Annotated in this window: 24 protein-coding genes; 15 read left to right on the top strand and 9 right to left on the bottom strand. The window is 32.5% G+C overall.

Annotated elements, in window-relative coordinates:
* Positions 1-37 precede the first annotated feature (37 nt).
* Complete coding sequence (locus Z054_RS0103995) at positions 38-2221, top strand: prolyl oligopeptidase family serine peptidase (protein ID WP_024768805.1); 2184 nt, start codon at positions 38-40, stop codon at positions 2219-2221.
* Between the two features lie 139 nt (positions 2222-2360).
* On the opposite strand, the gene Z054_RS29890 is transcribed toward Z054_RS0103995, so the two are convergent.
* The 9 genes from Z054_RS29890 to Z054_RS29885 form a co-directional block, all read right to left on the bottom strand.
* Positions 2361-2927 (bottom strand): hypothetical protein, encoded by a 567-nt coding sequence (locus tag Z054_RS29890; protein WP_024768804.1) that lies wholly within the window; start codon positions 2925-2927, stop codon positions 2361-2363.
* Between the two features lie 23 nt (positions 2928-2950).
* The gene (locus Z054_RS0103985; protein ID WP_024768803.1) at positions 2951-4204 is read right to left on the bottom strand and encodes a kelch repeat-containing protein; all 1254 of its coding nucleotides are present in this window, start codon (positions 4202-4204) and stop codon (positions 2951-2953) included.
* 38 nt (positions 4205-4242) lie between these two features.
* Positions 4243-5286 (bottom strand): hypothetical protein, encoded by a 1044-nt coding sequence (locus Z054_RS0103980; RefSeq protein ID WP_024768802.1) that lies wholly within the window; start codon positions 5284-5286, stop codon positions 4243-4245.
* Positions 5287-5308: 22 nt separating this feature from the next.
* Complete coding sequence (locus tag Z054_RS0103975; RefSeq protein ID WP_161635240.1) at positions 5309-6616, bottom strand: NHL domain-containing protein; 1308 nt, start codon at positions 6614-6616, stop codon at positions 5309-5311.
* Between the two features lie 128 nt (positions 6617-6744).
* Positions 6745-7344 (bottom strand): autotransporter outer membrane beta-barrel domain-containing protein, encoded by a 600-nt coding sequence (locus Z054_RS0103970; protein WP_024768800.1) that lies wholly within the window; start codon positions 7342-7344, stop codon positions 6745-6747.
* A 12-nt stretch (positions 7345-7356) separates the two neighbouring features.
* Positions 7357-8043, bottom strand: a complete 687-nt coding sequence (locus tag Z054_RS0103965) for a TapB family protein (protein WP_024768799.1) — start codon at positions 8041-8043, stop codon at positions 7357-7359.
* 52 nt (positions 8044-8095) lie between these two features.
* Positions 8096-9349, bottom strand: a complete 1254-nt coding sequence (locus Z054_RS0103960; protein WP_024768798.1) for a hypothetical protein — start codon at positions 9347-9349, stop codon at positions 8096-8098.
* Positions 9350-9412: 63 nt separating this feature from the next.
* Positions 9413-10432, bottom strand: coding sequence for a Kelch repeat-containing protein (locus tag Z054_RS0103955; protein WP_024768797.1), 1020 nt, complete (start codon positions 10430-10432; stop codon positions 9413-9415).
* Between the two features lie 473 nt (positions 10433-10905).
* On the bottom strand, positions 10906-13713 hold the full coding sequence (locus Z054_RS29885; RefSeq protein ID WP_024768796.1) for an ATP-binding protein: 2808 nt from the start codon (positions 13711-13713) through the stop codon (positions 10906-10908).
* Positions 13714-13955: 242 nt separating this feature from the next.
* On the opposite strand from Z054_RS29885, the gene Z054_RS0103945 reads away from it, so the two are divergent.
* From Z054_RS0103945 to Z054_RS0103880, 14 genes are all read left to right on the top strand, one after another.
* Complete coding sequence (locus Z054_RS0103945; RefSeq protein WP_024768795.1) at positions 13956-14822, top strand: hydroxymethylglutaryl-CoA lyase; 867 nt, start codon at positions 13956-13958, stop codon at positions 14820-14822.
* 157 nt (positions 14823-14979) lie between these two features.
* Positions 14980-16158: a porin gene (locus Z054_RS0103940; protein WP_024768794.1), complete on the top strand. Its 1179-nt coding sequence runs from the start codon at positions 14980-14982 to the stop codon at positions 16156-16158.
* Positions 16159-16283: 125 nt separating this feature from the next.
* On the top strand, positions 16284-16820 hold the full coding sequence (locus tag Z054_RS0103935) for an FMN-binding protein (RefSeq protein WP_035090526.1): 537 nt from the start codon (positions 16284-16286) through the stop codon (positions 16818-16820).
* A complete protein-coding gene (locus tag Z054_RS0103930; RefSeq protein ID WP_024768792.1) occupies positions 16820-17308 on the top strand; it encodes a hypothetical protein in 489 nt (162 codons plus the stop codon). Before Z054_RS0103935 ends, Z054_RS0103930 begins: the two co-directional genes overlap by 1 nt.
* Before the next feature lie 104 nt (positions 17309-17412).
* Positions 17413-17925: a PAS domain-containing protein gene (locus Z054_RS0103925; RefSeq protein WP_024768791.1), complete on the top strand. Its 513-nt coding sequence runs from the start codon at positions 17413-17415 to the stop codon at positions 17923-17925.
* Positions 17926-18081: 156 nt separating this feature from the next.
* A complete protein-coding gene (locus tag Z054_RS0103920) occupies positions 18082-18588 on the top strand; it encodes a ferritin (RefSeq protein WP_024768790.1) in 507 nt (168 codons plus the stop codon).
* Between the two features lie 453 nt (positions 18589-19041).
* Positions 19042-19404 (top strand): hypothetical protein, encoded by a 363-nt coding sequence (locus Z054_RS27840; protein WP_152538461.1) that lies wholly within the window; start codon positions 19042-19044, stop codon positions 19402-19404.
* A gap of 121 nt (positions 19405-19525) precedes the next feature.
* Positions 19526-19966 carry a thioredoxin family protein gene (locus tag Z054_RS0103910; RefSeq protein ID WP_024768788.1) on the top strand — a complete coding sequence of 147 codons (441 nt, stop codon included), beginning with the start codon at positions 19526-19528 and terminating at the stop codon, positions 19964-19966.
* Positions 19967-20006: 40 nt separating this feature from the next.
* Positions 20007-20951: an FAD:protein FMN transferase gene (locus tag Z054_RS0103905; protein WP_084050090.1), complete on the top strand. Its 945-nt coding sequence runs from the start codon at positions 20007-20009 to the stop codon at positions 20949-20951.
* A 25-nt stretch (positions 20952-20976) separates the two neighbouring features.
* Complete coding sequence (locus Z054_RS0103900; protein ID WP_024768786.1) at positions 20977-21189, top strand: DUF4266 domain-containing protein; 213 nt, start codon at positions 20977-20979, stop codon at positions 21187-21189.
* Between the two features lie 65 nt (positions 21190-21254).
* Complete coding sequence (locus Z054_RS0103895; protein WP_035090524.1) at positions 21255-22502, top strand: DUF3570 domain-containing protein; 1248 nt, start codon at positions 21255-21257, stop codon at positions 22500-22502.
* Between the two features lie 133 nt (positions 22503-22635).
* Entirely contained in the window at positions 22636-23481 is an 846-nt protein-coding gene (locus Z054_RS0103890; protein WP_035090523.1) for a bifunctional helix-turn-helix domain-containing protein/methylated-DNA--[protein]-cysteine S-methyltransferase, read from the top strand.
* A 111-nt stretch (positions 23482-23592) separates the two neighbouring features.
* Positions 23593-24072, top strand: a complete 480-nt coding sequence (locus Z054_RS0103885) for a DUF1203 domain-containing protein (RefSeq protein WP_024768783.1) — start codon at positions 23593-23595, stop codon at positions 24070-24072.
* 383 nt (positions 24073-24455) lie between these two features.
* Complete coding sequence (locus Z054_RS0103880; protein ID WP_024768782.1) at positions 24456-24845, top strand: hypothetical protein; 390 nt, start codon at positions 24456-24458, stop codon at positions 24843-24845.
* Positions 24846-24962: the final 117 nt, after the last annotated feature.

Here is a 24962-nt window from a genome sequence, read left to right as displayed (position 1 = left end):
ATAGTGCTATCTATTGTCAACCTTGAGATATAAAGTAATGTGCAAAAAAATACTACCCTCGCTAATTTTTATAATATTGGTATCTTGTCAAAATAAGAATAGAGCCCTTAGCGGCCCACCAATAACTCCTAAAAAAGAAATAGTTGACGAATATTTTGGAGAGACAATAATCGACTCATATCGAAATCTTGAAAACTTAAAAGACTCTACAGTTATCAATTGGTTTCATAAACAACAAGAGTATACACAAACCGTTTTGAATAGGATTTCTAAAAAACATGATTTAGTAAAGAAATTACAAAAAGCAAGTAGTAGAGGAGATTATAAAGTTAAAAACTCTAGAATAACATCGGCAGGGGAGTATTTTTTTTTAAAACAGAACTCAGGAGAAAATGTATTTATGCTATATCATAAAAAATCGTATAATACTGAAAAAGAAATATTACTTTATAATCCTAAAGAATACAAGCCTGATTTAGGGTATTCATATATTATTAATTATATCAAACCAAGCAGGGATGGAAAAAAGATAGCAATTAGCCTGTCTAAAGAAGGAGAAGAAGTTTCTGAAATAATAGTTATGGACGTTGCCACAAAAGTAATTTTGCCTAAAATAATAACTAATTGTGATCCATCTGGATTAAACGGAATACATTGGTTCTATGATAACTCTGGATTTATTTATCAATATTTACCAATCATAGATATAAATGATGAGAATTTTTATCTTAATACTGTTGCTGTGTATTATGAAATAGGAACAGATCCGAAAACGACTACAGAACTATTTTCAAAAACTAATAACCCCGAAATAGATATAAAAAGTGAAGATTTCCCTTATGTTTCGGGACACTCTAACCAAGGGGAGTATATATTCGCAAGTATTGCAGGTGTAAATGTATATGAAGATACTTTTTATGCTAAAACTACAGATATAAAAAATCAAAAAATTCGATGGACACCATTATTTAAAAAGACAGATAAGATCAAATTATTTGTTATTGAAAACGAAGATATAATATATCTAACTGCCAAAGGGGCTTCAAATTTTAAGATTTGCAAAACATCAATTATAAATCCTGATTTTGAAAACCCAGAAGTCTTGGTCAAAGAAAAAAAAGACAGATCCATTTTGGATTTTGAATATAGAAAAGAAGGACTGTTTTTTACAACATTAAAAAATGGTGTAGAATCAAGGTTATTTGTTATTAATGATGGTATTGAAAGTGAGATTACATTACCTATAGCTTCTGGTAAAAGCTTTGTAGCTTCATATGGAGAGAATTTTTATGTTTCTACTCATGGATGGACTTCTCCTTATACTTTATATAGGTATGACCTAATAGAGAAGATATTTACAAAGGCTAATTTATCACCTTTAGTAAATTATGAAGAATATAATGATATAGTAGTTAAAGAGGTAGAAGTTTCTTCTTATGATGGAGAAAAAGTTCCGTTATCTATTATTTACAAAAAAGGCACATTGTTAAATAGTAAAAACTCTACGATACTATTAGGATACGGGTCATATGGAGCTTCTTATACTCCTTTCTTCTCTACTGCTTTTTTAACATGGATATCCGAAGGAGGAGTACTGGCAGTTTCTCATGTTCGTGGTGGTGGCGAAAAAGGAGATGCGTGGCACAAAGCAGGATTTAAAACTACAAAGAAAAATACTTGGAAAGACGCAATTGCATGTACAGAATATATGATAAATGAGAAATTCACATCATCAGATCACACTATAATTTATGGAATTAGTGCAGGTGGGATTATGGTGGGTAGGGCTATAACAGAACGCCCGGATTTATTTAGTGTAGCTATTGGTGTAGTTCCGTCGATTAACTTATTACGATCAGAATTTCAGGTTAATGGCCCTAATAATGTAAAAGAATTTGGAACGATAAAAGATTCAATAGAGTTTAAAGCACTCCTCGAAATGGATGCATATCAACACCTCAAAAAAGGAAGAGAATATCCGGCAACATTAATCCTTACGGGTATAAAAGATCAACGAGTAGTAGCTTGGGATCCAGGGAAATTTATTGCCAAACTCCAGGAATTTAACGGATCACCAAAACCGATTCTTTTAAAGGTTGATTTTAACTCAGGACACGGGGTTAATGATTCTGATCAAAAATATAATGAAGAAATGGCAGATATCTTTTCATTTGCTTTTTGGCAAACAGGTCATCTTGATTATCAACCAACCTATGAGTAATTTTTATTCATTTCCGAGAAATGAATATAAGACACAATTTGCTAATCAAAAAAACCAAGACATTAAGCCTTGGTTTTTATTTAGGTAATGGGTATTAATGGGGTAAGTTATAATACACTACTACTTGATAATAGCATTTTTATTTATTGAAATACTTCATTACAGCATAGTAATCATTGATATCTACTCCTTCTACTTTTAGTTTGGATAGAATATCCTGCTGCTCACCGCTTCTATTTGTTGATGCTATGATTACAATTCTTAGTTCATCAAGTTGCCCAGCGGTAACAGAAAATGTAGTGCTTAGATTTCTATTATAGAAATCCGTAGAATATTTTTCCAACTCTATAAAGGTCCTGATATCAATCCCTAGTGGAGTTAAGTTAGTATTTGGGATTGGGTATAAACGAGTGCTTCCATTTAATTTTAAGTATCCTAAAATCGCATCATTGTCAATTACTTCTTGAGTGAGTTCTGGTATAGATTGGTCATAAAATGAACCTGATACCGTAGAGAGATCATACGTAAAAGATCGAACATTTGCATTCCCATCCTGTCCATTGGTTCCGTTGTCCCCTGCAATACCTTGCCCTCCTTGTGGACCAGCTGGCCCAACGGCACCGTCTTCTCCGTCTGAGCAACCTAATGCTAGTAAAGTAATGAATGCTAAAAAAAAGTACTTCAATTTTAATTTTTTTGTTTTCATGATGTAAAGTTTTAATGATTTGTTTAATTAAGAATCCAAACAGAATTGTTTGCTAGGCCTGGTGAAGAACCACCAGCTACGGCATATAATTTTCCATTTAATACTGCAAAAGCATATTTTAATTTTCCGGTTATTGTACTTCTGTTTGTAGCGAGCTCCCAATCAATCCCGTTTCTTGATTGATAATAATTAGTAAGATTAGAGCCTGATACTATATTAAGCCTATTGTTTAAGACAGTAAGTGTTGGATTGTATGAGAAGTTTATCGTTGTATTATTTGATAATTCACCCCATGTAGCTCCATCGGTGCTTGTTCGTATACTTACACTTCGGTTACTTGGATCTCCTTTTTCTAAAACACCATATAACGTATTGTTTAAATTTGCAATACCCATCCCATATTTGACTGCAAAACCATGATTATTGGTTTCCAAAATCCAATTAAGACCATCGGTAGAGCTGTAGACATGGCGCTCATTAGAAAGATCTGCAACATTACCATTGTAGCCTGCAATACGCCATAATTTGTTATTAAACACGGTCATAGTCATATTATTATATTGGTTAAATGGAGTTATCTCAGCTTCCTCTGTCCAGGTAATACCATCTTCAGAACTATAAATTGCCCTAGATACACTTGCTCCTCGTACACCTCCGTACACCCATAATTTGTCATTAAATACGATAGCATAGTGTTGATGAATAGTACCAAACGGAGGGGCATCTTGTGCTAATACCCAAGTAATACCATCAGAACTTGACCAAACATCTCCCAAAGGATCTCCTGTCTCATTTTGACCGCCGATAACCCATAATTTATCATTAAAAGCTACTGTAGTTGAATATGCCCGCTTAGGAAAAGCGGCATTGTCGGTGAGTAGCCTGGGTGCGATATGTTCTGTAGTAAAGGTCCTGATTGCAGATGTACCAATATCTCTTACACCATTATTTGCAGTTACTTTCCATTTATAAATAGCTCCAATTTCAAGAGGAGTTTCTATAGTATATGATGTGGTTGTAACGGTGGCTATTTTACTCATATTGTTGTCGTCAAATCCTATGTAAATATCATAGCCAAAAGATTCATTACTCTCAAAAGCATCCCATGATAATTCTCCATCAATACGAAAAAGAGTTTCATCGGTGGTTGGCGTAGAAAGTGTAATTTCCCCAAGTTCAAATTGTACAATAGGTCGATCATCATCATTTTTACAGCCTAGTAGTAGTGTTAAAAGCACTAAAATGATGATATTAAAGTGTTTAAAAAAAGTTTTCATGTGTTCTTACTTTATTGTTTTTTAATGACCCCTATATTCTATAATGTCAAGTCAGATTTTAATAAATGAAAAGCATTGTCTTCTCCCTGGGCATTAAGCCAGAAGTTAGTACCGTCAAAAGCAACTCCTTTCATAGCATATCCAGGTATTCTATAAGCCTCAATAACCTCAAATTCCGGAATAACTTGACATTTGTATAAATACTGCCCACCTGCGACATACAAATACCCACCTTGAAAATCAAGGCCATTAATAGAATAGAACCCTAAATCAATTTGTTGTAAGATCTCCCCAGGATTTAAAGAACCATTAGATTTATAGCGATTTATATAATCATTATTATTGGTGGCAACCCATGTGTAACCAGGTTTTTCTGATGCTAATCCTGTTATAAAACCTCCATTATCTATTGAGGTATAGAATGTTTCTCCGGTACTATAAAACGATGCCCGAAAAATGTTTCCGGTATCCGCCTGAAAAAGAAGTGGATTGGTATCAGATTTTTCGATTTCTACAGCTTTAGGAGTTAGTGTTGTTGCAATAACTGATTCAATAGCTAATGTTTCTGGGTTTATTTTTATAATCCCTCTATCTTCTTCACTATATCCTATAATTGAACTCCCATCAAATGCGATATCAATATCTTTAAAAGGTACTACTGCATTTTGCAAAATAGTTAATGTCTTCACCCAGTTATCCAAATTAAGATCAGTGTCTAATCTCTTGAAGGTTGCAGTATTGTTGCGAAGAGTGATTTTAAGTTCATTTTTGTCTAAAGTATATCCAAATTCTGAGATTTCGGTGGGAGTTAAAAAATTGATGTTACTTTCATCTATTGTAACATTATACTGTTTGATACCTCTAAAACCGAACTCATTTTCGAATAGCATGATTAATATTCCTTTTTCTTTATCAATTGATATGAATTTTATGGACCCATCCAGAATGATTCCACTGGTATGTTCCCATGATCCATCAATTGTTTTTGTTTCTGGTACTATGGTGTTCGAATTATCATCATTACTACATCGTATACAAATACCCGCAACAAGAATGAGTAAAATGAATTGTATTGTTTTCATTATTTCGATGTTAAGTGAGTATTTATTCTTGTGTTATTTTTCGAATTTTATGATTTCTAGAATCGGAAACATAAAGATGATTATCGGTATCTATTGTAACATCAAATGGAGAATCAAATTGAGCAGATACTGCTGTGCCATCTGCAAAACCAGAGGTACTTCCTACCAGAGTAGTTACTACACCTTGAGGCGTGATTTTTCTTATCTTGTCATTCCCAGCATCAGCAACATAGATAACTCCAGCTGTATCGATAATAATGCTTGTAGGGGAGTTAAATTGGGCCGCGGTACCATTGCCATCAGCAAAACCAGAGGTGTTACCTGCTAAAGTGCTCACTACTCCTTGAGGCGTGATTTTTCGTACTTTATTATTACCTCGTTCTACTATATATAGGGTGTCATTCTTATCTATTGCAATACCTGTAGGGAAATTGAATTGAGCCATACCACCAGTTCCATCTGCATAACCTGCAGTACTACCTGCTATGGTACTTACTACTCCTTGTGGTGTAATTTTTCTTATTTTATCGTTCCCAGAATCGGCAACAAATATATTTCCTAGAGTATTTGTTACGAGCCCATAAGGAAAATTAAATTGAGCCATGCTGCCAGTTCCATCAGCAAAACCAGGGGTACTTCCTGCGATAGTACTTACTACTCCTTGAGGCGTTATTTTTCTTATTGCGTGGTTCCAGGTATCGGCCACATATAGATTGCCTTCTGTATCTATTGTAATATCTGTAGGGAAATTAAATTGAGCCATACTACCTGTTCCATTTGCATTTCCTTGAGTATTACCAGCTAGGGTACTTACTACTCCTTGAGCTGTGATCTTTCTAATTTTATGATTCTGTATGTCTACAACATATAGATTACCATCTGTATCTACTGTAATGCCTGTAGGGTTATTAAATTGGGCAACGGTACCTGTTCCATCTACATAACCTTGCGTACTACCTGCTATAGTGCTTACATTTACTTCGGTAATAGTATAGGTGAATTCTGGGCCGGTAAGTGTTGTGCCATTTACAGATAGGGTTACCTGTCCTGTAAATGCTCTGGCTGGCACAATTGCCCTGATTTGGTTATTACTTACTGATTGTACAGTACCTTCTTTGTCATTAAAAAATACTTGTACTGTACTAATGTCTTCACCAAAATTATTGCCGTTGATGGTTACAATAGTAGTTTTTGGGCCACTGATAGGGCTTATACTACTTAGAGTTGCTACTGGTAGTACTACTGGAGGTGTATTGCCATTATCATCACTACTACAACTTGTTAGCACTAGTATTAGCAATATAACTATACTGTTTTTTATTGTTTTCATCTGTTTATACGTATTAGTTTTATTGATTTTTGTAAGTGTTAGTATAGAATCATTATTGGCCATTTTGTTATGTCTGTTATCAAATGAATTGATATCACTCTTATAATTAGGTTTTTTATATGGTATATTTAAAAGAAGGCAGAAATACCAATACCCAGAAAAATAGAGGACAGACTTTCTTTGTAACCAGATGGTGCATTATTGGGATTAATATCTTCCCAGGAATAACTTACACTGGGTTCGATGGCAACATGATTTCCGAGAAAAAAAGCATAACCAGCCCCAACTCTAAATCCAAAAATATTTGATTTTATATCTGTTGAGCCAAGCAACCCTCCATCAGTAGTTGTTTTAGAGCTTCCTATTCCAATAAGACCTTCGAAATAGATGTTGTTTTGTAGGTAATAACGGGCAAAAGGTCCTATGCCAAAACCATTAGTGGTCGTTTCTATATCTCCAAAATCTGAATCTTGCTTTTCTTTGTTTGTGTTGATACCTAATTCGAGACCCACGGCAAGATTATCGATTACAAAATATCCTACTTTTGGCGTTATTCTGGTGGTAAATGCGGTTGCTTTGTCATCATTTCTTTTTCGAGTGGTGAAATAAACATTGACACTCCCGTTGGCAATAAAACTTCCCTTTGTTTTGGCGTCAAATCCAGAGTCTTGTGCCCGTGATGAAACTATAAAAATGAATATTGTGATTAATGTGGCTACTTTTTTCATAATGAATTAATTTTAGTTGATTTGATGTAAAATGCTTTTTGTGATTAGTTTTCCGTTTGCTTTGCGTGTTTCTTCTTTTACCATACCGACACCTTCTGCTATCCATTGTTTAGAATGTTGTGTCGTGGTCATTCCCATGGTTAACTCGTTGGTATAGGTAATTACATAGCAATCAAAAGTCCCCGCAGGAGTAGTGACTTGCTCTTTTGCAATTACTTTTCTGTTTAACATATTGGTAGTCATGTTTATGTTCATGATTCCTGCATTTACTGACATGTGTACAGATGCATTGGGCAATTCCTGATCAATGGCTAAGCTATTAGGGAAAGAAATATCATCTCCCCGAATACTATATTCCATGTCATTATATTGATCAAGTATACCAGGAGCAATAAAAGATTCAGGATCTAAACGAGTCGTTTTTCCCGAACAACGAGCTTTAAATGATGAGGTGACAATTGATTTATTGTTTCTACCATCTTTTAGATTCATGGCAATAGTAATAACACTTTGAGTAGCTGTGCTTTTTACATCGGTTACCTTAAATTCGGTTATAGTAGAAAGACGTTCCTTTTTATCATATTGATGAATGATTAGTTCTTTACCTTCCTGACTAGCATAAAACTTACTGCAATTGTTGTTCTGAGCATGAACTGATGTGAGTGACAGTATTGCAATTAAAAAAGCGATATTTTTCATAGATTATTTTATTAATCGTTACTTCATTTTTTTGATAAGCGTCATGATGGTTTTATGGATTTATGTTAATTGAAATTGATTCTCCATTTTGATCTGCCAGATTATATGTTCTATCAATTGAATCTTGTATATAATCTACATAGTTGAGGTTATTAGATAAATTAATCATGCGTACATAATTATCTTCGAAACGAGACGTATCTTCAAAATAATCGGTATAATCAGAAAGACTTTCTGGTAACTGTGGAAGTGTTACTTTATTAGCACCATTATTCGGAATAGTAATGTTCCAAGAAAGATTTTTGGCGGCAGGATTTATAATTCGAGTATCAATATTGGTATATAAATAATCACCAGAAGGTTGTAATTGAAGGATGTTTGATGTTGAAGTGTACGAAAAATTCCAATCAGGTTTTCTAACGGATACTGTTTCAGGTAAAACATCAGTTTTAATTGCTTTGCTATGGTGTACTCCATCGGGGTATGATGCTCCATATGCTGTTAAGTAATACTCAAATCCTTCTGTAATTTCCAAGTGTTGAGGAAAGTTACTTTCGAGATTAACATATCTGTTGGTGTCATAAATAGCAGAAAGATCAGTGTAATTATCATCTGAAGTATCATTTATAGTTATAGTGCTTGTGGGTACTATAGTGAAATCTGCAAAACTTAAATCTCTATTTTCAGTTTCTTTATAATTATCGATCCATGTATATGCATAAATTATGGGATCTACATCATTTGGCTTATACCTTACTTTTAGGAAAATCTTATCACCAGAACCTTCTTTATTATATTCATAGGTTTTGGTAGGAGCACTGGTTAAGGGATCGGTTCCATCGGTAACAGTTCTGTTTTTTAGTCCATAAACAGAAAGCCTGATGCGTGTAGCCCCAGTTAAGTTTAGCGTAAATTTTATGCTACCGTTTCTAGTGGGGTGGTGATTAGGAGCAATTGCACTACTGCCTACAGGTACGTCTTTGGTTGTAGAAAGACTTTTGTAACTATCTGTCTCTAAAAGGGTAGTAAGCATAAAACTATTTGAGGCATATCCTTTTGCTGTTAGCGTGTAAATTCCTGGTACTTTATTGGTTTCTACGCTGGTTAATAGCTCACCTTCTGTATTGTTGGCGATGATCATATTAGGTAAACTGTTTACACTAAGATTAGAATAATCAAATGTTGCTAATATGATTTCTTGATTAGGATCTATTCCGGGGCCGTTGTCATCGTTAGAGCAAGACAAGAGTATGGTAATCGATAGCGATAATAAAAATGTATATAAAATAGATTTTGATGTTTTCATTTTTTGAGATTTAGATTTTAGTAAATGCTATTCTTTGGCGTTATTTTTTTGATCAAGAAGTTTTTAATCTTCTTTGAAGCTTCGTATTTCACCGGTTCTTCGGGAACCTCCTGTACCATCGGGTTGATTGCCTCCAAAAAGCCATATCTCGTCATTAAATACTAATGCTGTGTGACTATTGATGCCTTCTGTAGGAGCGGGTCTAGGTCCTTCATATCTGGTCCAGGTCATCATATCTGATGAATACCATATTTCGTTGTTAAACTCGGTAAGGTTATCTTTACCAGCAATAACCCATACTTTATCGTTGTAAACTGTTACAGAATGTGCATTCCTTTCAGAAAATAGAGTAGCGGGGTTAACTTCTGCCCATGAACTACCATTGGTACTGGTCCATATTTCATTTACTTTGTTACCGGCTATATCTTCTCCTCCTAATAGATACATTGCATTATTAAAAACAATACCTTTTTGTCCTGCTCTTCCAGGGAACGCATTATCGGTTTCCTGTATCCAGTCTAAACCATTTATTGTTGACCATACCTCGGTTTGGTTAGTTGTACGATTACCTTTTGTTACATACATTTTACTGTCATATACCAAGGTTTCGTGTGTGAGTAATGCTCCAAAAGGAGGTGATAATTCACTCCAGGACTCCCCATCTGCTGAATGCCATATATTCGTATATGGAACATCTGCAATGTCTTTACCACCTATAAGCCAAAGCTGATCATTAAACGTTGTTAATGTAGTTCCTGTACGAAAAGCTGCAAAGCTCCCTAAGGGTGTTGTGCTAGAAAGAGGCATTGTACCCCAATTAATACCATTATTACTGGACCAGAGGAAATGAAATTGAGAACCACCGTATGAATTATAACCTCCGGCAGCATAAATTTTCCCATCAAAAATTGCCATGGCAACTTCTGCAAATTCACCCATTTGATCTTCTTCGGTCTGTACTGTAAAGGTTAAGGAAGGTTCTCCTCCACGGAAAGATGTATTATCATCATCATCTGAGTTACATGAAAAAAGGATAACCGTAAGGATGGCTAACAGTAGTGTGTTAAAAGCTTTTGTTTTCATTTTTTTACTTTTTAAAGTTTTACATCTTCAAATCACTATACAAAGAATATTGTTACCTCTATTATGAATATTTTTCATAATTTTTTTAGAAAAAATCAAGCTTTCAACAAAAACAGAAATTTGATAGATGATACTCTTACTTCTTAAATTTTACTTCCTTAATTATTTTGTTTTTATGTATGATTTTTAACGTGTAGGTTCCGTCTTCTAAATGATTTATATTTAGATGTATGCTGTTCGTCGAAAAACTATTGAGTTGCCCTTTATAACTTTTTCTTTTTTTATTCATGCCAGCATGATCAATCAATAAATCAAACTTTGTTTTTAGACTTGACGGAAAAACTAGGATATGTAAAAGGAGATCGTTATGAGGTATGTAACAAAGACTATGAATTATGTAACATTAAGAGAATAGGGGGATTCCCCCTTGTTTTTAGGGGTGTTTGTTAAGAGGTGATAAGAAGATAAAAGAATTATTTACTCTCTTTAGTAGCATACTCAGAAGGAGTACATTGATACATTTCTTTAAAGCATTTAGTAAAATAAGAATGATCGTTGAAACCTACAGCATATCCAACCTGAGATACATTTGTATCAGAATTTTTGAGTAGTTGTGCGGACAATTTAAGACGTTGAGATCTAATAAATTCTGAAGATGTTAAGCCAGTTAAGGCCTTTAATTTTCTGTGTAGTTGCATTCGACTCATACCTATGACTTTACTAAATTCTTCTACACTAAAAGAAGATTCTATCAATTGTTCATCCATTACCTTTTGTACTTTGTTTAAGAAGTTTTCATCCATAGGGGTTATGGTAATGTCTTTTGGAGTCAAAAATACTTCCTGGCTATATCGCAATTGCAATTTTTTTCTAATCATCAAAAGATTATTAACCTTGGCGGCCAGTATTTTTTGATTAAAAGGTTTGGTCATGTATTCATCAGCTCCTATTTGCAATCCTGACAATTCATTTTCTTCACCGGCTTTTGCAGTTAATAAAATGATTGGAATATGACTGGTACGTTCATCATTCTTTAATTCGTTAGTAAGCTCAATTCCATCTTTTTTGGGCATCATAATATCAGAAATGATGATATCGGGAATGTGTTGTATTGCCAGTTCACATCCTTCTTCTCCATTATTGCTACTAATAATATGATACTGATCTTTAAAATTATCCTGAAGCAATTTATTTAAATCGGTATTGTCTTCAACTATTAATAAAATAGGGAGTTCATCATTTTTGTCGCCCAATTCTAACTCAGTTGTAGTGGTGTCAGAAATTTCATGAATTGTATGATAATGAGTAATAGGTACTGAGTTTTCTTCTATGACTGTAGCATTTTTTATGACCTTTTTATCTAGGGAGATTGCAAAACTGAAGCTTGTCCATTCCTCTGGTTTACTATCCACAGTGATTACTCCTTCGTGTAATTTTACAAGTTCATTAACCAAAGCTAGCCCAATACCTGTACCAGATTGAGAACTATGAGTTTGATAAAAACGTTTAAAAACCAGTTGTTGTTGTTCTTTGGTCAAGCCTTCTCCTGTATTTTTTATATCAACTAGGAGTTTATTTTTTTTAATATGAGCATTGCAGATAATAGAACCATTTTCTGGAGTATATTTTATAGCATTCGACACTAAATTAGTTACAATTTTATATAAGGCATCCCGATCCAACCAGCCTTCTTCTTCATGATTGTTTAAATACGTTAGAAAATTAATGTTTTTTAAACTTGCTGTATACTCAAAATCTTTAACGATAGCATTAATTTGTTGTATTGGTTTTACCTTTTGCAAAGATAAAGTCATGCTACCGGCTTCAATTTTGGAGATATCTAATAATTGATTGACCAAATCAGAAATTCTGTTGCTGTTGTTTAAAACTAATTCAAAATCAACCCGATCTTTTTCACTAAGATCTTCATTCATTAATTTATTTTGTATGGGTCCAGATATTAAGGTAAGTGGAGTTCTAAGCTCATGTGATATGTTAGCAAAGAAGTTTGATTTTGCTTTGTCTAGTTGTATAAGTTCGGTCTTTATTTTTCGTTCATTATCCAGCTCATACTGGCCTTTAATTCTATATTCAACATTTCTTTTATTATTATACGATACAATTCCTGAAAAAATTAAAATCTCAATTAGTACAGTATTTAAAAAGTATAAACCATTACCTGTAATTATAGAAGCAATATTCCCAATAATAAGTAAAAAGCTACTTATGAGTACAACCCTTGATATCAAATCTTTTCTCACAGAGAATAGATATACAAAGACAATTAATGCTGTACTACCAAAAAATATTCTAAATGTGAAGAAAATACCAATACGATAATTTAAATGTGGATCAACTATAGTTATGATTAAGTTAATAATAGCGAAAAGAATAATGCTGAATAAAAAATAGTTAGAAAATTTATATAATCTTTTATGGACTATTTTAAACTCTAAGATCCCGTAAACAAAATAAAAATAAAAAAAGGAAGCTCCAATAATGCTAAGTTGTTTTATATAATGAAAAAGCATAGGATTAATACTGTTCAATACAGAAAAAGTAAATGGAGTATTTGGAGCAAAAATTGCGGTCACAAAAAATAAGTAAATACTATAGTTCAAAAAGTTTTTATCTCTAGAGATAAAAAAACTTACAAGAAAAAGTAAGCAAGCAATGAATATAGCACCCGTATAAAACTCTTGATGTTTAGCTACGGAAACCTCTCTAATTATATCACCAACAACACTTTTATGGTCAACAAGTATAATCCCAAAAGATTCTCTGATACTTGATTTTCCGGCATTGGAGATTGGTTTTTTATTAAAATAAAAAGGTTTAGAAAAGTCAATCGAATCTATAGATAAACTAAGTGATGAAGCCTGCTCAATATCATAAGTAATCTTTCCTTTTTTAATAAATGTCCCGGTTTCATATTTTTTGTAACCTTTTTTTTTAAGAGGTATATAAAAATCTGAAGCATCACTAATAAAGGTTAGAAAATATAATATTTTGGCATCTGTTTTAAGATCTATTTTAAATTTATACCAATAAAAAGCATTTGGTTCAGAATTTTTAAAATCTAAAAGAAGTATAGATTTAAATGGCTGGAGTGTAATTTGATTAAAATTAAGTTCTTTAGAATAATCTTTGTAAAGAGCTACTTCTTCTAAAGGCATATAAATACTGTCTTTACTAGTAATTTCTATAGGCTTTGTAGAAATCGATTGAGCGGTAGAATTTATTTGGAGGATTAAAAAAAGTAGAGGAAAGAAATTTCTCATGTTTTTAATTTGACTTTTTAAATATAGCAATTATAAATAAATCAATTACTTATAGATATAAGATTTGTAACCAATTGATGTTACATATATCATAAAAGATTTTCTCATACACAATTTGAGTTAAATTATTATAATCCTTTTGTCGGGTGTTCATATCATGTAGCGTCGAAACACTTTAAATTTTAAAAAATAATCATACTTTTATACACACAATTGAATATTTCTTAGTTTGCTACTCTAAAATGACCGAAAACGTAAAAATTATTGAATGTCCCCGTGATGCTATGCAGGGTATAAAAGAATTTATCCCTACCGAAAAAAAGGTTCAATACATTCAGTCTTTACTAAGATGTGGTTTTGATACTATAGATTTTGGAAGTTTTGTTTCGCCAAAAGCGATACCGCAAATGGTAGATACTGCCCAGGTTTTATCGCAATTGGACCTTTCTGATACCAGAAGCAAATTGTTGGCTATTATTGCTAATGTACGTGGGGCTAACGATGCAGTACAACACGAAGCTATTGATTATTTGGGATACCCTTTTTCTATTTCAGAAAATTTCCAGATGAGAAATACCCATAAGACTATTGCAGAATCTGTAGCTACGTTACAAGAAATATTACATATCGCTGATAAAGCAAATAAAAAAGTAGTGGCTTATCTTTCTATGGGATTCGGTAATCCTTATGGAGATCCATGGAATGTAGAAATAGTGGGGGAGTGGACCGAAAAGCTGAGCAAGATGGGAGTGAAAATTCTTTCGTTATCAGATACCGTAGGTACTTCTACACCAGAAATTATTGATTATTTGTTTTCGAATTTAATTCCAGCCTATCCAGAGATTGAATTTGGAGCACATTTGCATACCACACCAACGACCTGGTTTGAGAAAGTAGATTCTGCATATAAAGCGGGGTGCAGACGGTTTGATGGAGCAATTCAGGGGTTTGGAGGGTGTCCAATGGCAAAAGATGAATTAACAGGTAATATGCCTACAGAGCGTATGATCTCATATTTCACAACGGTGAATGCCGAAACGAATATCAGAACGCTAAGTTTTGAATCTTCTCATAATGAGGCTACCAAAATATTTTCGTTATATCATTAGCCTGTATCAGGCTTAATATCAGTGTAGTAATTTTCTTTCTTTACTGAAATTTAAAATTAATTTAGATTTAGTATAAATAAACTTTGTCAAATTCATTTTGATGAATACCTTTGCGGTCAAAATAAACAAATTATTTGTAATAAGTCTAAATAAAGAGATGAAGAATAAATTAACATTACTATTATTAACCATTACTTTTATAGGTTTTGCTCAGACTAGGCAAGATTCTATACAATTGGATCCTCAAAAACAAATCAACGCCGCACAACGTATCCTTTCTGGTAATTCTGGTAAGGCAGTAACTGTTGGTGCATATGGAGAAATGCTATATAACCAGCCTGAAGGAGATAATGGAGAACTAGATGTGCAACGATTAGTATTACTTTTTGGGTATCGATTTAATGATCAAATACAATTCGTAACAGAAGTAGAATTTGAACACGTAGAAGAAGTTTTTATAGAACAAGCTTTTGTTAACTATAACGTTGCCGATAATGTAAACCTTAGAGGTGGTTTGATGTTAGTACCTATGGGACTTATCAATGAGTTTCATGAGCCTACTACTTTTAATGGTACCGAGCGTCCTGCTGTTGATAATGCTATTGTTCCTACAACCTGGAGAGAACTAGGTATAGGAGTTAATGGTAGATTTGATAATATCTCATTAGGATACCAAGCTTATATTTTTAATGGATTCAAATCTACAGAGTCTGATGGAGAAGGAGGAGTGAATGGATTTTTAAAAGGATCTAATGGACTACGTAGTGGTCGCCAGAAAGCAATCCAATCTACGGTAGATAGCCCTACTTTTTCAGCAAAATTAGATTATTATGGATTACCTGGATTACGTTTAGGTTTATCAGGATATTTTGGTCAAACACAAGCAGAAGACGATGTAGAAGATTTGGATGGAGCTAATGTTGGTATTTCTATGGTTGGTTTTGATGCTAGATATGCATATCAAAGATTCACTGCCAGAGGACAATTTATTTATGCATCACTTTCTGATACAGATGATTATAATTCATTAACAGGTAGAGATTTAGGTAGTGCCTTAATGGGATGGTATGTAGAAGGAGCATTTAACCTGTTACCTATGATGAATAAACAAAAACTATTTGCTTTTGCACGTTATGAACAATATGATACTCATGCAAGTACTGCGGGTAGTTTACAACGAAATGACGCATATAACCGTACTGATATTACCACAGGATTAAGTTACCATATCACCCCTGGTGTGGTACTAAAAGGAGATTATCAATTAAGAGATAATGCCTTATCCGGAGGTGATGTTAAGAACCGACTAAACTTCGGTATCGGAGTTTGGTTCTAAATATTTGATGATTGAAAAGTGTTTTTTACCTCATAGGTTTTGCCAAGACCTATGAGGTTTTAACGCTTTATAAATTTGGCCTGTTTTTTGCTTTATGAATACGAGTTTTTAAATACTTTTGCAAGATGAAAATTAGAATGTCTGTTGTTGTTTTATTAGTAGTAACTTTTACATTAACTTCATTTACAAATCACTCTAAAAAAATAGAGAAAAAGGTAAATAAAGAAATTACTAATTATTTTGGTACAGAAGAATTTTCTACCGAGGTTATAAAAATTTCTGATGCAGATAATAGTACTGTAAAATCAGAGTTTGGAAAAGATAACCTGTTAAAGATAGTAAGCGCAGATAGTTTATTAGGCTATGCGTATATCGGTAATGCGCCAAGTAAGACAGCTACTTTTGATTACCTGGTAATTTTTGATGAAAATTTTTCTATATTGAAATCTAAAGTTTTAATCTATAGAGAAGAATATGGAGGAGAGATAGGAAGCAAACGTTGGCTAAAACAATTTATAGGGAAATCTATGGATGATCAAATTAATTTCCCTGGAGATATTGATGCAATTTCTGGAGCTACAATCTCTGTGAGATCCATGACCAGAGCTTTAGATACTTTGTTAAAAAGTATAAAAGCATTACATTTAAACCAAATAATTTGATGCAGTTTCACGGTTTAATACATACTTTTCCTAAAGAGATAAAATTGTTTATAGGAGTTTTTATCATTGTTTTAAGTATAGGATATTTTACCGGATTGCTGTTTGTTAATGAAACTTCGACTACTGATCCCAATGGAATTGAAGAGAACTATTTGGGCAATGAAGATGATGAGGATGCAGAAGTAATGAAATTTAAAAAGGGGGAAAGAGAAATGCTTACCATTATTCATACCCATATTTTATCTATGTCATTTATCTTCTTCTTATTAGGAGGAATACTAGCAGTAACTTCAATACATAAAAAACTAAAACTCTTCTTAATGGTAGAACCTTTTTTGTCAATTATTTTGACTTTTGGAGGTATCTATTTTATGTGGATAGGGATAAGTTGGATGAAATATGTAGTAATATTCTCTGGGATATTGATGACAGCCACTTTTAGTATGGGAGCTATCTTGGCATTTTGGCAACTATTTCAAAAAAAATAAAAAAAACTTCGCCAGAAAAGAAACTAAAGTTTTAACCCTAGAATTAACTTTTGTTCAAAGAAAAATATGGGTTTAATTCTATATTTTTGAAAAAAGATAGTATAATGAATGAGTTTTTTGGGTATGATACTATGGTGGCAAAGTATTATGAGAAAACATCTAATCACGTATTGCCATTAATTTCTTGGGAGTTCTATGGGGAGCATCATACAGTATTAGAAAGTTTTAAAGAAGATCTTAGTGTTCTAAAAAAAATTACCAAAAACTGGAATTTCACAAGAGATTACTACCAAGAATTTATCCAAGAACAATCTGTTATTGTTATCACGAATCCCAATCTTAAAATTGTATATGCATCACAAAATATTCAAAAACTAAGTGGATATTCGCCTAACGAAGTTATAGGTAACTCACCAAAGATATTTCAAGGGGAAGATACATGTACTAAGACATCATTAAAAATAAGAAGTGCTATAAACAATGAAATCTCTTTTGAAGTATCAATCTTAAACTACAAAAAGGATAAAACTCCCTATGTCTGTCTCATTAAAGGATTTCCAGTTCATGATAAACATGGTAAACTGGTCAATTACATTGCTTTTGAGAAAGCAGCTTGAGACATATTTTGATGAGATTAGATTTAGACCTAAAATCTATATAACTTTTTTTGAAGATTAACTACATAAACCTGTAAAGGAGGGTAATGTAATAGTTTCTTGTTATAATAGAATTATGTATTTTAGTTCGATATTATCGAACAATACTAAATAAACATGATAAAAGAAATAGAACAACTATTAAATGATCAAATAAAATATGAAGCAAAAGCTTCTGCACAATATCTTTCGATGGCTAGTTGGGCAGATACCAGAGGGTATAATGGTATAGCAGAATTTTTTTATATGCAATCAGAAGAAGAAAGAGTACATATGACCAAATTGGTTAAGTTTATTAATGAACGAAGTGGTAATGCTGTCATCCCTGCAATAGATAAACCTAGAGATGATTTTAAATCGTTGATGGAGCTTTTTGAAACATTTTTGAAAAGTGAAGAATTTGTTACAGAAAAAATTAATAATATTATATACGAATGTCTGGAACGTAAAGATTATAATGTACATAATTTTATGCAATGGTATGTAGCAGAACAATTAGAAGAAGAGGCAATAGCACGTACACTATTAGATAAACTTAAAATTATTGGTGAAGATAAATCTGGTCATTATTTATTTGATAGAGATATTAACACTATTCAAGTTGCAGCACAACAAGCTAAGTGATTGTTAATAAGTTAACAAAGATAAAATTGAGATTCCTTTTTCGGGAATCTTTTTTTTATATTTTTGTACTTATTTAGATTTAATAAAAATTATATCAGTGCAAAGCTCAGGTACTCCATCATTATATTCTCCTTGTCAGGCTATGAATTGTGAAATAGCCTGTGGAGGGAAAAAGAAAAAATGTTGTAAAAAGTATAAAAAGAAAGGAAAAACCAATTGCAAAAGGTGTCCTAAACTATAGAATTTAAAATCATAAAAACCCTTGATAACCTGTGTGTTAAGGTGTTGTGATTGAGTTTTGAAAGCAAAATAATTGAATGGTATTATTTAGATTGCTGTTTGCTACGCTTTCTAAATTTTATCTGTTTTTATCCAGGTAACTTTCCTTTTTTAACAATTAAAAAATAGGGTAAAGCATATTATAAATGTTGTTTATATAAAACAATATATAATATGAAAAGAATGTCTAAACATATTTTGATCTTATTTATCACATTTTTATTGATATCCTGTAAAAAAGATGATGATGGTACTTTGCCTATAACAAGTCCAAACCCAAATAAAACAACAACTTATAATAATGATGTAAAAACCATTATTGATGATCAATGTTTGAGATGTCATACTATTCCTCTTGCAAATGGAGCCCCTTTTGCTTTAAGAAATTTTAAAGAAGTTAAGATTGGTGTCGGCAGAGGGTTTGTGGAGAGAGTAACTAGTAATGGTAACAATGTAATGCCTCCAGCGGGGAGGTTACCTCAAGCAACTATTGATATTATTTTGGATTGGAAAGCGGATGGGTTTCTAGAAAAATAATGTAAGTATATTAATTGTTCTATAATGATTATTTAGACTTAGTACGTATTATGACCTTCAAACAAATTTTAAGTACTAATTAACAATTTGAATAGTTACTATAAAGTAGATTTACATTGATATGAAAAAGATTATTATAATAGTGTTTCTGATATTTTCAGGAATTAATTTGGTAAGTGCTCAGGAGTGGCTAACCAATTTTGAAGAAGCAAAAAAGGTTGCACAAGAGAATGATAAAAATATAATTTTAGTATTTGCCGGTTCAGATTGGTGTGCACCATGTATTAAATTAGAAAAACAGATTCTAGATACTAAGGAATTTCAGGAATATGCAAAAAAGCATTATGTATTGCTAAAGGCAGATTTTCCCCGAAAGAAAAAAAACCAATTACCAGAAGCACTGCAAAACCAGAATAAAACATTAGCAGAGACATATAATAAAAGCGGAGGCTTTCCATTAGTTGTTGTTTTAGATAAAAATGGCAAAAAAATTGGGGAGACCGGTTATAAAAAAGTAACACCAAATGCGTACTTAGAAATACTAAGTACAATGACCAAATAATATTTTGAGACTTCTCCTTACATTTTTATGTTTAGCTACAATGAGTAGTAGTTTCTCGCAACAAATACATAAACGTACTCTAAAACTGATGGGAAGTCGTTTTGATATTACTGTTGTCGATAAAGATAAAATTACAGCTAATCAGTATATCGATATTGCCGTTGAAGAAATTCAGAGAATCGAAAAATTGATTTCTTCATGGGATAAGAACTCTCAAACTTCATTAATTAATGATAATGCCGGGATTAATCCGGTGAAAGTTGATGTAGAACTTTTCGACTTAATAGACAGAGCTGTTCAGATATCTAAATTAACAGATGGCGCATTCGATATTAGTTATGCCTCGATGGATCGAATCTGGAAATTTGATAATAGCATGAAAAAAATGCCCTCTGAAGAAGAAATAAAGATGTCGGTGGCAAAGGTGGGTTATCAAAATATAATTTTGAATAAAGCAAAATCTACCGTATTTCTTAAACAAAAAGGGATGAAAATAGGATTTGGAGCTATTGGTAAAGGATATGCAGCAGATAGAGCCAAAGATCTTTTAATGAGTAAAGAAGTAAGTGCCGGAATTATAAATGCCTCTGGAGATATGAATACCTGGGGGAAACAACCCGACGGAAGCGAGTGGAAAGTCGCAATTACTAATCCTTTAAATAAAAATAATGCATTTGCATTATTACCCGTAATAGATAAAGCAGTAGTAACCTCTGGGAATTATGAAAAATATGTAACTTTTAATGATAAGCGATATTCTCATATTATTGATCCCAGAACAGGATATCCATCTACTGGTATAGTAAGTGCTACAGTTTTTGCTCCAAAAGCAGAGTTGGCAGATGCTTTAGCAACTTCTGTTTTTGTAATGGGGATTGAGATAGGTTTAAATAGAATAAATCAATTAACAGGGATTGAATGTATCATCATTGATGACCAAGGAAATATTTATACCTCTGATCATATTAAGATAGATAACCAATAACGATAATCTTTATAAAACGTACTTTATGAACAAGTTAATACCAATACTTTTATTACTACTACTTTCTCTAAATTCATGTGTAGCTGTAAAAGAATATGAAAAAGTACAAATCAATGATCCGGATATGGAGCTAGCTCTTAAAAAAATTGATCGCTTCGAAACCAATTTCCAAGCCTATAGAGAATCTGCTGCTGGAGCAAATGGAGGAAAAACCGGAGGAGGGTGTGGTTGTAATTAGTGACCAATAACCATATTAATAAAGAATATTAAAATATACTATACAATTTTATAAAGTAAAGATCCTTGAAAAAAATTCCCTTAATAATAGCCATATTGTCGGTAGTGATTGTAACCGCACAGGAGCAACAACAAGATGATACCACTACATACAAAAAAAGAGTATTAGAATCTGCAGAAGTAGATTTCTTGATGAGTTATTACACTCAGGATGGAGATAATGCTGCGGTGACAGGTGGTGTAGGTACAGAAGAGCTTACTGATCTTACACCTACAATAGTTGTTTCTATCCCATTAAATGATGATGATGTATTGACAATAGATGCAGGAATATCGGCATATTCATCAGCTTCTTCTAGTAATGTTAATCCTTTTGATGGTAATGGTACTGCAAGTCCATTTGTTGCCTCTTCTGGAGCATCAAAAAAAGATGTGTTAACAACAATATCAGGAAGTTACAGTCATAGTAGTGATGATCGAAATAGTGTATGGTCTGCCAATGTAGCGGTTGCAACCGAGTATGATTATTTTTCTGTTGGTTTTGGAGGTAGTTATTCTAGACTTTTCAATGAGAAAAATACAGAATTAAGTGTAAAAGCGAATGTGTTTCTGGATACATGGAAAGCAATATATCCCACAGAATTAAGGGATCAACCTACGTTTACAAAGTTTGATGATGAATCTCGTAATTCGTATTCTGTAGGATTTGGGTTCTCACAAATTTTGTCTAAAAAATTACAAGGATCCCTCGCATTGGATTTTATTCAACAGGAAGGCCTTTTGTCAACACCGTTTCAACGAGTGCAATTTGCCGATGTGGCCGACGTAATTATTGAAGAATTTACATACGGTGATGATGTAGAAAGATTACCAGATTCTAGATTTAAAATAGCCGCGGGAGGAAGATTACATTATTATATTAATGAAGTTTTTACAATACGAACATTTTATAGATATTATACAGATGATTGGGGGATTAACTCACATACTGCAAGTATAGAAGTACCTATTAAAATTACAGATAAATTTACACTGTATCCTTCATATCGTTTTTATACACAAACAAAAGCGGATTATTTTGCCCCGTTTAATCAACATCTATCTACACAGCAATTCTATACCTCTGATTATGATTTGTCTGGATTTGATGCGAATCAGTATGGTTTTGGTATTAGTTATACAGATATCTTTGCAAAATTACATATATGGAAACTTGGTTTAAAAAGTATTGATCTTCGATTTAGACAATATGAACGTGACTCTGGACTAAGCTCTAGTTTGTTTTCTGGAGGATTTAGCTTTATAATGGATTAAATCAGTTATTACAGCATAATTTTTCTAACCATAAAATACTATTATTTTTACTCTGTATTGAAATAAGCAAGTTCTGGGTTTTAAAAATACCTTGAGCTAAATACTTTTATACTGTTTTTAAAATTAAAGTATTATGGAGATAAGTGAACAAAATCAGTTTCATTACAATCGTATTGCAGAGGCGATAACGTATATTAAGCAAAATTTTAAAGATCAACCTAATCTGGATGAGATTGCAGAAAAGGTACATATTAGCCCTTTTCATTTTCAAAGACTCTTTACAGATTGGGTAGGGGTGAGCCCCAAAAAGTTTTTACAGTATACCAGTCTAGAATATGCAAAAAACATTTTAAAAGATCAACAAACCACTTTGTTTGATGCGGCATATGAGACTGGACTTTCTGGAACAGGAAGGTTACATGATCTTTTTATAAAAATAGAAGGAATGACACCTGGAGAATACAAAAATGGAGGTCAAAACCTTGATATCAATTATAGCTATGCCGAAAGCCCATTTGGTAAAATGTTGGTAGCTTCTACTTCAAAAGGTATTTGTCATATGACATTTGCAGATGACGAACATGCATTTACAACATTACAAAAACGTTTTCCAAAAGCAAAATTTACTCAAATAGTAGATAGACCTCAGCAAAATGCTTTATTTATTTTTACAAAAGATTGGAAAAAACTGAATCAAATAAAATTACACCTTAAAGGAACTGATTTTCAATTAAAAGTTTGGGAAACATTACTCAAGATCCCGAAGGGTGGGTTAACAACATATGGATCCATTGCCAATCACATTCATAAACCTAAAGCATCCAGAGCTGTAGGAACCGCTATAGGTAGTAATCCTGTTGCATTTTTAATCCCTTGTCATCGGGTAATCCAATCTACAGGTGATTTAGGACAATACCATTGGGGCAATACACGCAAAACAGCTATAATTGGCTGGGAAGCAGCAAAAATTAATTCATAACTAAGCAAGATTCGGGTGTTTTGCTTTTTAGATTCTTATCACTTTTGTTAAATCAGAATTATGTAATGAATTTTCTATGGTATAATCTGGACTAAATTATAAAATAAGAATATGCAAAAATTTAGAATTGTCCCATTAACAAAAGAATATGTATCAGGAATCAAAGAAACAAGAGTAGATTATTTTGGCTACCCAATTGTTGAACAAATTGCTACAGGTTATGGGCCTTGTCGTATTTCCTTAAAAAAGTTTGACCCGGGAAAAGATACCCGATTATTGATTAGTCATAGTCCTTTTGAAATTAAAAATGCATTTAATCAACCAGGTCCAATTTTTGTTCACAAAAAAGAAGTCGAACCTTATAAGAATAGCCATCAATTTCCACCAGAAATCAAAGCAGATAAACAAAATTTTCCTTTATCACTGATTGGGTATGATAAGAAACAAAATATGATATTTACAAAATTGGTAGGGGATGATGATGTAGATCTTTTGATTCCAGAAATATTTAATAACCACAGCGATATAACGTATTTACATGCTAGAAATGCTGAAGCTGGTTGTTTTATATGTAAAATAGAAAGAATGTAATTTTTAGAAATTTCTAAAATTAAAAAGGGGAACACATACGAATAGTGTTCCCCTTTTGCCATTTACGTTAATAGATAAGTTACGGGCGTTTTTATAATAGAACGTTTATATAGTATAATACCCTACCTCAATTAATTTCTTAAAATGATATTTGAAATTCTCAACTTAAAAACTGATAAACAGAATATGTGTAAAATTTTTAAAGATATCTCGATGATAAGAACCCGAATGATAGTAAAATTAGAATAGGAGTTCTGGTAAATTGTATTGTTTTGAATGAATTGTATTGCATTTATCATGTATGAAGAAAGATATTTAATAACATAGTATTAGGGATAAAACCAAAAAAAACGTTAAATTTAGCCTACCTAAATGCCCAAATTATGCAATCCAAATTAATTCTTACTATAGTTAGTATAGCAATGCTAACATTGAGCAGCTTTAAAAATAGCCCTGAACATCATAAGACTGTTGGTGAAAAAGAAAATGCTAGTGGTATATATCAGGGAGGCCCAAAAGAATTAATAGGAAAATGGGTAATGGATGGTGATCCTAATACTTATATAGAATTGAGATCAGATGGAACTGTCATAGAAAAATCCTTAGGAGAACCCTTAAAAAGATACTGGTTATTAAAAGACAGCAAGCTATGCTTAAAAGCTACATCGGTAGAAGGAGGCACAGAAATGTGTTTAGAATATGTGCTAAGAGAAGATATGCTAGAGATTACCATGAATGAAATGAAACTTCATTATGCCAGATTTAAAGAATAATAATATAGTAATGGTATAAAATTTGCTAATAGAGTAAAAGAATTGATGATTTTATCAACTTTTGAGCATTTAAAAAATATCAAAACTATATATTACCAAAAAAACATTAAATTTATA

This window comes from Aquimarina macrocephali JAMB N27, from assembly GCF_000520995.1.
Classification (GTDB): domain Bacteria; phylum Bacteroidota; class Bacteroidia; order Flavobacteriales; family Flavobacteriaceae; genus Aquimarina; species Aquimarina macrocephali.
This window is presented reverse-complemented; position numbering and strand designations above follow the sequence as displayed.

Excerpts from the sequence above, each read along its gene's own strand:
- Z054_RS0103980 (WP_024768802.1), bottom strand. The coding sequence starts at position 5,286 with ATGAAAACAATACAATTCATTTTACTCATTCTTGTTGCGGGTATTTGT.
- Z054_RS29890 (WP_024768804.1), bottom strand. The coding sequence starts at position 2,927 with ATGAAAACAAAAAAATTAAAATTGAAGTACTTTTTTTTAGCATTCATT.
- Z054_RS0103940 (WP_024768794.1), top strand. The coding sequence starts at position 14,980 with ATGAAGAATAAATTAACATTACTATTATTAACCATTACTTTTATAGGT.
- Z054_RS27840 (WP_152538461.1), top strand. The coding sequence starts at position 19,042 with ATGAAAAGAATGTCTAAACATATTTTGATCTTATTTATCACATTTTTA.
- Z054_RS0103880 (WP_024768782.1), top strand. The coding sequence starts at position 24,456 with ATGCAATCCAAATTAATTCTTACTATAGTTAGTATAGCAATGCTAACA.
- Z054_RS0103920 (WP_024768790.1), top strand. The coding sequence starts at position 18,082 with ATGATAAAAGAAATAGAACAACTATTAAATGATCAAATAAAATATGAA.
- Z054_RS0103905 (WP_084050090.1), top strand. The coding sequence starts at position 20,007 with ATGAGTAGTAGTTTCTCGCAACAAATACATAAACGTACTCTAAAACTG.
- Z054_RS0103900 (WP_024768786.1), top strand. The coding sequence starts at position 20,977 with ATGAACAAGTTAATACCAATACTTTTATTACTACTACTTTCTCTAAAT.
- Z054_RS0103890 (WP_035090523.1), top strand. The coding sequence starts at position 22,636 with ATGGAGATAAGTGAACAAAATCAGTTTCATTACAATCGTATTGCAGAG.
- Z054_RS0103970 (WP_024768800.1), bottom strand. The coding sequence starts at position 7,344 with ATGAAAAAAGTAGCCACATTAATCACAATATTCATTTTTATAGTTTCA.
- Z054_RS0103955 (WP_024768797.1), bottom strand. The coding sequence starts at position 10,432 with ATGAAAACAAAAGCTTTTAACACACTACTGTTAGCCATCCTTACGGTT.
- Z054_RS0103925 (WP_024768791.1), top strand. The coding sequence starts at position 17,413 with ATGAATGAGTTTTTTGGGTATGATACTATGGTGGCAAAGTATTATGAG.
- Z054_RS0103975 (WP_161635240.1), bottom strand. The coding sequence starts at position 6,616 with ATGAAAACAATAAAAAACAGTATAGTTATATTGCTAATACTAGTGCTA.
- Z054_RS29885 (WP_024768796.1), bottom strand. The coding sequence starts at position 13,713 with ATGAGAAATTTCTTTCCTCTACTTTTTTTAATCCTCCAAATAAATTCT.
- Z054_RS0103960 (WP_024768798.1), bottom strand. The coding sequence starts at position 9,349 with ATGAAAACATCAAAATCTATTTTATATACATTTTTATTATCGCTATCG.
- Z054_RS0103995 (WP_024768805.1), top strand. The coding sequence starts at position 38 with ATGTGCAAAAAAATACTACCCTCGCTAATTTTTATAATATTGGTATCT.
- Z054_RS0103935 (WP_035090526.1), top strand. The coding sequence starts at position 16,284 with ATGAAAATTAGAATGTCTGTTGTTGTTTTATTAGTAGTAACTTTTACA.
- Z054_RS0103930 (WP_024768792.1), top strand. The coding sequence starts at position 16,820 with ATGCAGTTTCACGGTTTAATACATACTTTTCCTAAAGAGATAAAATTG.
- Z054_RS0103910 (WP_024768788.1), top strand. The coding sequence starts at position 19,526 with ATGAAAAAGATTATTATAATAGTGTTTCTGATATTTTCAGGAATTAAT.
- Z054_RS0103885 (WP_024768783.1), top strand. The coding sequence starts at position 23,593 with ATGCAAAAATTTAGAATTGTCCCATTAACAAAAGAATATGTATCAGGA.
- Z054_RS0103985 (WP_024768803.1), bottom strand. The coding sequence starts at position 4,204 with ATGAAAACTTTTTTTAAACACTTTAATATCATCATTTTAGTGCTTTTA.
- Z054_RS0103965 (WP_024768799.1), bottom strand. The coding sequence starts at position 8,043 with ATGAAAAATATCGCTTTTTTAATTGCAATACTGTCACTCACATCAGTT.
- Z054_RS0103945 (WP_024768795.1), top strand. The coding sequence starts at position 13,956 with ATGACCGAAAACGTAAAAATTATTGAATGTCCCCGTGATGCTATGCAG.